This is a genomic window from Shewanella sp. HL-SH8 (assembly GCF_051165765.1).
Taxonomy (GTDB): Bacteria; Pseudomonadota; Gammaproteobacteria; order Enterobacterales; family Shewanellaceae; genus Shewanella; species Shewanella glacialimarina.
Genome location: NZ_CP195039.1, coordinates 4,307,004 through 4,315,161, shown reverse-complemented (window position 1 = coordinate 4,315,161; position 8,158 = coordinate 4,307,004). Strand labels below are relative to the sequence as shown.

The 8,158-nt window shown below is 39.3% G+C and carries 8 protein-coding genes; 1 reads left to right on the top strand and 7 read right to left on the bottom strand.

The window, feature by feature from the left end:
* Positions 1-228 precede the first annotated feature (228 nt).
* From mutT to pilB, 7 genes are all read right to left on the bottom strand, one after another.
* Positions 229-627: an 8-oxo-dGTP diphosphatase MutT gene (gene mutT, locus ACRWQN_RS19030; RefSeq protein ID WP_434927439.1), complete on the bottom strand. Its 399-nt coding sequence runs from the start codon at positions 625-627 to the stop codon at positions 229-231.
* Positions 628-657: 30 nt separating this feature from the next.
* A complete protein-coding gene (gene yacG, locus ACRWQN_RS19025) occupies positions 658-885 on the bottom strand; it encodes a DNA gyrase inhibitor YacG (RefSeq protein WP_226412757.1) in 228 nt (75 codons plus the stop codon).
* A gap of 53 nt (positions 886-938) precedes the next feature.
* Positions 939-1,673, bottom strand: coding sequence for a cell division protein ZapD (gene zapD / locus ACRWQN_RS19020; protein ID WP_434939343.1), 735 nt, complete (start codon positions 1,671-1,673; stop codon positions 939-941).
* Entirely contained in the window at positions 1,666-2,283 is a 618-nt protein-coding gene (gene coaE / locus ACRWQN_RS19015) for a dephospho-CoA kinase (RefSeq protein WP_434930994.1), read from the bottom strand. The genes zapD and coaE overlap by 8 nt, the downstream gene beginning before the upstream one ends.
* A gap of 27 nt (positions 2,284-2,310) precedes the next feature.
* Positions 2,311-3,240, bottom strand: coding sequence for a prepilin peptidase (locus tag ACRWQN_RS19010; RefSeq protein ID WP_434939342.1), 930 nt, complete (start codon positions 3,238-3,240; stop codon positions 2,311-2,313).
* A gap of 48 nt (positions 3,241-3,288) precedes the next feature.
* Positions 3,289-4,557, bottom strand: coding sequence for a type II secretion system F family protein (locus ACRWQN_RS19005; protein ID WP_434939341.1), 1,269 nt, complete (start codon positions 4,555-4,557; stop codon positions 3,289-3,291).
* A gap of 109 nt (positions 4,558-4,666) precedes the next feature.
* Positions 4,667-6,379, bottom strand: a complete 1,713-nt coding sequence (gene pilB, locus ACRWQN_RS19000; protein ID WP_434939340.1) for a type IV-A pilus assembly ATPase PilB — start codon at positions 6,377-6,379, stop codon at positions 4,667-4,669.
* 352 nt (positions 6,380-6,731) lie between these two features.
* On the opposite strand from pilB, the gene ACRWQN_RS18995 reads away from it, so the two are divergent.
* Positions 6,732-8,090 carry an O-antigen ligase family protein gene (locus tag ACRWQN_RS18995; protein WP_434939339.1) on the top strand — a complete coding sequence of 453 codons (1,359 nt, stop codon included), beginning with the start codon at positions 6,732-6,734 and terminating at the stop codon, positions 8,088-8,090.
* The last annotated feature ends 68 nt before the right edge of the window (positions 8,091-8,158 follow it).

Here is an 8,158-nt window from a genome sequence, read left to right as displayed (position 1 = left end):
TCGCAAGAGTAGTGATAAGCCCGTTACTGAAGTAACGGGCTTTTTACGTCTATGATTTGTGTTGAACTAATCTTTGATATTAGGGAATGATATTATGGAATGGCAGTTGTGTAGCCGATATACCCATGTGAAAATAATGATCAAATGTAGTGAGGTTTTTTTAGTGATGAATACAAAAAGCCCACACAAATATGTTGTGGCTATTTACACTATTACTGCAGAATAGAGCTAGGCTAATTCAGCTAAAATTTTATCAACTATTGCTTGATTCGCTTCTGGAAAATCAAATTGCTGAAGCTGATTGATTGGCACCCATTGTATCTGCTGTCCTTCTAAACCCTTTGCTTGATTTGAAAAATCAGTGACTAAATGAATATCTAATCTGACATGTTTATCTGGATAATCATGAATAATATCCATGAAGGGTATAGAGGTGGTTACATCTAAGTTTACTTCTTCTTTTAGCTCTCTAATTAATGCCTCTGTGACTGTTTCACTGACTTCCACCTTACCGCCTGGGAATTCCCATTTACCACCTTGGTGAAGGTGTCCGTGCCTTTTAGCCAATAGAATATGATTATCTTGGTTAATGATGACACCAACGGCCACATGAATTCGCTTTTGCATAATGTGTATCCCAATATCGCTTAGGTAGAGTTAGTCTTCTTTAAAGAAAGAGGATTCGTTTAATCCCAGTTCGTCATAACCTAAGTCATCATACATATCAGGGTCTAGTGGTGCAGTAACGGGAATAACATGTTTTTCATCAGCCCAGTCACCTAGGTCAATCAATTTACAGCGCTCACTGCAAAAGGGTTTAAATTTAGATTCAGCTACCCATTCAACTTGGGTTTTACAGATGGGGCAATTAACAGTCAATGGCATAATTTATATACTTGAATAATGAAGAAGTAAGATTCAGCATGATCTTAAAAGGTTTAGCTGCAAGTAGCTAGCAAGAATTGAATTGTTTTGTCGGTATGGCGATGTTGGTCAAAATCAACAAAGTGAATGGCGTAACGGTTACGGTGGCCACTAATTGTTGGGTAACACCCTTGAGATACGTCCACTTTAACGCGAACTAACGCAAGAGGTTGTCCGCTATCACCTTGATAAAAACCTGCTTTTGCTTCAGTAGGACAAAAATCTGCAGTACTGCGGATAAGTTCAAGTAATAAGGTGATTGGGGTAAGCAGAGGTTGAAATTGATCAACCCAGCATTGAAGATCAATTTGACGTTCTTTCCAGGGTTTAGCTAACCAAAAGTGTAATTGGGGCAAATCGAAGTTACAACAAGCTCCAGGCATTCCAAAACGCTGTCGTAATGCAGAAATAAATTTATCTTTCTTAAGATGGACGCCAATTCTATCTGAGGTTTGTAACTGAGCTTTTGCTTGTGCTAAACGATCTATCAACTCGTTAATTTGTACTTTATCAACATGGGGTAATTCGAGCCACTTTGACAACATTATTATATGGCGGTCGATATCTTTTAATACATCGGATCGATAGTCACAACGGTCGGTTAATTCACAAAGCGAAAATAGCGGATAAAAACAGCGATGTTGATGATCTTGGGTCAAATTAGCTTGTATTTGTGTCGACAGATATTCTAACCGTAAATAACTACGAATTTTTTCATTTAGTGGTTGTTCGTATATTAGTTCAGTCATCGGAGTTAATTGTTTTCGCCAATTTCAAATATTTGTGATGTAACAAAGCTACTTTGTCCCGTAGCACGTTTAACTCTCCTTGATTATCAACAATATCATCGGCTTTAGATAATCGTTGTTGACGTGATATTTGGCTTTGAATAATTTGTTCAACTTGCGTTGAAGCCACGTTATCACGTTTACTCGTCCTTGAAATTTGCAACTCAGGTGAAATGTCCACTACTAAAGTAGTATTGACTAACTTATCTAACCCATTCTCAAATAGCAAGGGAACAACCAAAATGACATAGTCAGATACAGCATTTTTTACCTGCTGTAACATAGCATTACGGATCATTGGATGTAATAAGTTATTTAACCAGTTGCGCTGTTCTGGTTGGTTAAAAATAATATCTCTCAGCTTGCTGCGATTTAACGAACCATCGGCCAGACATATATCCGCACCGAAATGTTGGATAATCTGTTGTAAACCGCTTGAGTTTGGCTCTACTACTTGTCTGGCGACAATGTCGGCATCAACTAAGGTGATGCCTAAATCAGCAAATAAATTAGCAACTGTGGTTTTGCCGCTGCCAATGCCGCCAGTAAGACCGACAATAAAATTAGACATGTGATTGTTTGGATAAATTAGTTAGCATTAAATAAGCGTACTCAAATACCAGTTAATGATATCTTGGCCCCAAATAAGGGCTATCCAGCCGGCTAGCGCAATATATGGGCCAAACGGAATAGGTTTACCGGCATGCAGTTTTTTGGTCGCTATCATAGTGATGCCCACAATAGCGCCCACTAACGATGATAATAAAATGATCAGTGGTAGCATTTGCCAACCTAGCCATGCACCGAATACCGCCATTAATTTAAAATCACCATAACCCATACCTTCTTTGCCTGTGACTAGCTTAAATAGCCAAAATACCGACCAAAGACTTAAGTATCCGGCAGCTGCGCCAATTAATGCATCGCTAGAACTGGTAAACACTCCTTGCAAGTTGATTAGCAGCCCTAACCAGAGTAAGGGTAAGGTGAGTTGATCGGGTAATAGCATTTCATCTAAATCAATGCCGGTTAACGCTACCAAAAAGAACGTCAGTATCGCGGCAAACAGAAATTGAGTCGTAGGGCCAAAATAAAACGCTAAGGTGGCCACCATTACACCGGTAATCAATTCCATCACTGGATAACGAGCTGAAATAGCAGTCTTACAGCTGGCGCATTGACCTTTTAAAATTAACCAACCTAAAACGGGTAAATTATGCCAAGGTTTGATATTGGCCTTACATTTCGGACAAGCGGAGCCTGGCACTATAAGGTTATACTTTACTGGGAACTCATCTATCGATTTAGCTAAGCGTTTTTCACCGACTTGCTGGACGATATCAGGATGATATTCAGTTAAGTAAAAATTACATTCACTTTGCCATTCACGCTTCATCATTACCGGTAAACGGTGAATAACCACATTGAGAAAGCTGCCAATAGTGGCGGCAAAGATAAAGCTAATTACCACAAAAGCCCAAGGATATTGGCTCATTGTGGTAATCAAAATTGAGATAAATTCAGTCATATTATTCTTGTGTTAGATTTGTGGGAAGAGGCATATGTTATGTATAGGCTAACCGCCAACAATATTACCCATTTGGAAAATAGGTAAATACATACCAATAATTAACCCACCAACTAATGTACCGATGACTACCATCATGATAGGTTCAATTAAGCTGGATAGTCCGTCTACGGCATCATCGACTTGCATTTCATAGATATTGGCGACTTTATTGAGCATTTCATCTAAGCCACCTGACTCTTCACCAATCATGACCATTTGAATCAACATATCAGGGAATAATTTAGTCGTGCGCATGGCAACGTTCATTTGCATACCTGACATGACTTCTTGGCGCACACTTAGTAAAGCGCTGCGATATACGTAATTACCTGAGGCTCCAGCAGCAGATTCGAGGCCATCGATTAATGGAACACCTGCAGAAAAAGTGGTTGCTAGTGTTCTGGCAAATCTTGCCATAGCTGCTTTATGCAAAATATCACCAACAACAGGGATTTTTAAAACGGTTATATCTACTCTATCTCTTACTAACTGAGAGTTTCGGTGTGCCCTTACAAATAACCATATACCAGCCACTATTGCGATAGCAAAATAATACCAAGAGGATTGAAGCCATCGTGATATACCAACTATTAGCTGTGTGAAAGCGGGAAGCTCTGCGCCAAAACCTGCAAAAATACTTTCAAATTGGGGGACCACAAATAGTAATAATAAAACGGTAACACCAATGGCAACAACAACGACTGCAGCCGGATAAAACATGGCTTTTTTGATTTTCGATTTGAGTTGCTCAGCTTTTTCACGATATGTCGCTAAGCGATCAAATACCGCCTCGAGTGAGCCAGAATGCTCACCCGCAGCGACTAAATCTACATAAAGATCGTCAAAATATCTGCGGTGTGGTCGAAGCGCATCAGACAACGGAATACCCGATTGGACATCTGATAAAATACCAGCAAGCAACTCACGCACTTTGGCTTTTTCATGGCCACGGCCTAATAACTCTATAGTGGTCACTAACGGCACTCCAGCAGCTAACATGGTGGCTATTTGGCGGGTAATCATTGCAATGTCCATTGCAGTGATTTTTTTCTCAGTTTTAAATAACGGTGCAGCTTTCTTTCTTACACTTTTAGGGGTAACACCCTGTGCTTTAAGAGTACTTCTTATTTCCGCTATAGTATGGCCTCTGAGCTCACCTGATGTGCGTTTACCATCGCGATTTGTTCCTTTCCACTCAAAGGTCAACACCTTAGGCTGATGTTTAACTACCTTTTTACTTGAACGGGATTTTCTTTTCGCCGCTGCCGTTGCCATAAAGCGATTCCTTGAAATTAGGCTCACATTTTGATTGTTTTTTATAATTGTAAGCGAATTGTTAGCAAATATCTAAGTTAAAAACCGATCCTGTCAATGCTGGTTTTAGTTAGTTAAAACTAGTAACACGATTGACTTCAGCGATGCTGGTGACACCATGGACTACTTTCAGTAACCCGGATTGACGCAAATCGCGCATACCCTCGGATTTTGCCTGTTGGGCAATCTGCAAAGAATTACCACTTTCCATAATCGTACGCGCAATGGCATCAGATATTTTCATTACTTCATAAATACCGACGCGACCTTTGTAGCCGCCGGAACATAAATCACAGCCACAGGGTTTATAAACAGTAAACCCTGCATCAATGTTTTGTTGATTAAAACCAAGGCGCAATAATTCTGCTGCGGGTACATCTTCAGCTTGTTTACATTCAGGGCATAAACGTCTTGCTAAACGCTGGGCAATAATTAAATTCACTGAGCTAGCAATGTTATAGCCGGGCACACCCATATTAATTAAACGGGTAAGGGTTTCTGCTGCCGAGTTAGTGTGTAATGTTGATAGCACCAAGTGACCGGTTTGCGCGGCCTTAATGGCAATTTCGGCTGTTTCTAAATCACGAATTTCACCGACCATCACCACGTCAGGGTCTTGGCGCAGGAATGAACGTAGTGCTGAGGCAAAGGTTAAACCTGCTTTAAGGTTAATATGAACCTGATTAACGCCTTCTAAGTTAATTTCTACCGGATCTTCTGCGGTAGAAATATTGCGCTCTTCAGTGTTTAATATATTAAGACCAGTATACAAGGATACCGTTTTACCCGAACCAGTTGGGCCGGTAACCAGAATCATCCCCTGGGGTTTGGCGAGCATTTCTTCATACAGCAAACGTTGGTCATCTTCATAACCAAGCTTTTCAATGCCCAATTGCGCCGATGAGGAATCTAAAATACGCATTACAATTTTTTCGCCCCAAATAGTGGGCAAGCTGCTGACACGAAAATCGATTGATTTAGTCCGTGACAGCTTCATCTTAATTCGGCCATCCTGTGGCACTCGGCGCTCTGCAATGTCCAATTTTGACATCACCTTTAGGCGGGCTGAAATTCGGTTACTTAAATTGACCGGCGGTTGCGATACTTCGTGTAAGATGCCGTCAATTCTAAAGCGAATGCGATAGCGTTTTTCATAGGGTTCAAAGTGTAAGTCGGAGGCACCTTTTCGTATGGCATCGGTAAGAATTTTATTAATATAAATAACGATTGGAGCATCATCGCTGCTGTCACCTGAGGATTCATCTTCACGTTTGTCGGTATCAGCAACTTCCAGTCCTGCTAATGCCTCTTCATCAATACCGTCTAAACCTAAACTGTTTAAATCTTCTTCTAGCACTTTTTCTAACACTTTATGCAGTTTATCATCTTCCACCAGAATGGCTTCAGCGTGTAGGCCTAAACTGAATTGAAAATCTTCTAATGCCGCAATATTGGTGGGGTCAGAGGTGGCGATATACAAACGATTGCCGCGCTTAAACAGTGGCAAACATCCGTGTTTGGAAATGAGTTTTTTGTTTAGTAAGTCTTCGGCTATATTTGTAACGTCGAATTCATTTAAATCGAGTAATGGAGTGCCATATTCTTCATAGCATAACTCGGCAATTTCACGCGATGAAAGCGCTTTAGAGCGAACCAGCGTACCGACGAGTGAGTGTTTTGACTTTCTTGATTCTGCAATGGCGCGCGAAAGTTGTTCTTCGCTAAGGAGTCCCTTACGAATAAACAGTGTAGATAATCCCAAGTGTAAGTTAGTAGAAGGCATGGGGTCTCCATTTATACCCAAGTGCTAAAACAATAACGTTTTTAAAATTTCATTGATATTCGCTAACTGATTAAATTATCACTTTTTAAGTTAAATAGATACGCGCCGAAAATAGATTGTATCATTGAATAACTATAGCTCAATCGTGAATTATTTATAGACTAGATTTTAGTGTCATAAATAACCTTTTGGAGCGCTGAGAAGATAACCTTATGAGCGGAATGCGAAAGTAACAAAGCAACAAGTGATGAAGCTAAAGTTACTTTGCTTTAACAAACGTAACGTGACACAGGGCAAATACATAATTATGATAATCTAATTTGTTGATACTTAAAGGATGATAGTACTAATCATGCAATTAAAAACGTTTTCCAAAGTATTTTTTTTGCTGTTCGCATGTATTTTTTTGCTGGGAACTGTATTTGCTGTTGATTTCGCACACGCTATAGGTATTGATAATGAATACGATATAAAGCGTTTTCTGGTTATTGGTTTTGTTTGGTTTTCATCACTTGGTTTATGCTTTGTGAAGCATGTCGAATTTATTCGATTTTCAACTGTAACTAAATTGATGTGCATGATCTTTTTTACACTAGCAATTATTTCTGCGTTAATTAATCAGCACCTATTCTGGGGTATGGTTGAAATTGCTAATATTGTGTTGTTGATCACCGTATTTTTGTTGTTTACCACTTGCATTAGGGCTCTTGAATCAGAGACTGTTCATTTTGGTGTATATGTCAGCGCTTTACTCTTTTCGGTGTTTACACTGGTTAAATACATATTGTTTTTAATTTTTTCTTATCTGGATGCTCAAAACTTTGATATTCATGGCTTAATTTCTGGTTATGTTAATGTGCGCTTCTTCAACCAATTGCAAGTAATGATAATTCCAATGCTTTTTTTGCCTTTTTTCAAACAAAATTTAGCTAAGTTCAGAACTGGGACTTTTATCGTCATTGCATTACATTGGATGGTGTTGTTGCAGACAGAAGCGAGAGGCGGGATGCTCTCACTGATTTTGGCGGTAACTCTACTGAGTTGTTTTTTATGTAAAGAGAACCGAAGAAGTTTTATTTATCCACTACTACAAACAATGCTAGTGGGGATATGTTTATGGATAGTATTTATCATCATTATTCCGTATTGGCTAATGGACAGTGCAAACTTCCAAATAAGAACCAGCAGTTCTGGACGTATAGACTTATGGCTTTATGTCTTAACATCAATTCCAGACAGTTTATGGCTTGGTTTTGGGCCGATGAGTTTTGCTTGGGCTGAAGGGAAACCATTACTGAATGCTCACCCGCACAATGCTATTGTTCAGTTACTTTATGAGTATGGCGTTATAACCTGCATCTTAGGAAGTGCATGGGTGTTCAGTCGTATGTATAACAGATTAAACATTTTAAAACAGGCTAAAAACATCTCAATAATGCCAATTGTTTATGCTGTGTTATCCGGTCTTATTTATTCACTTTTTAGTGGTGTGGCAGTGATGCCGTTTGCACAACTATTGTTTGTATTTTTATTAGTCATTCAAATACAGGATGGGTCTCGTAATATTAACCAAGTTGCGGTTTCTGTAAGGGTTATGCTGTTTTTGTCTGTGACTCTTATAAGCTGTTTTTTTTTATGTTCTTACAAGCATTTAGAGTTAAATACTGCTTTATTTCCAAGGATATGGGTTAATGGGCTACTAAGTCGATAACTCTGGAAATCGTATAGGGTTCTTAAATCAAATGACAAATAGTGTCAGCAAGAATTGTGAGTCAACCT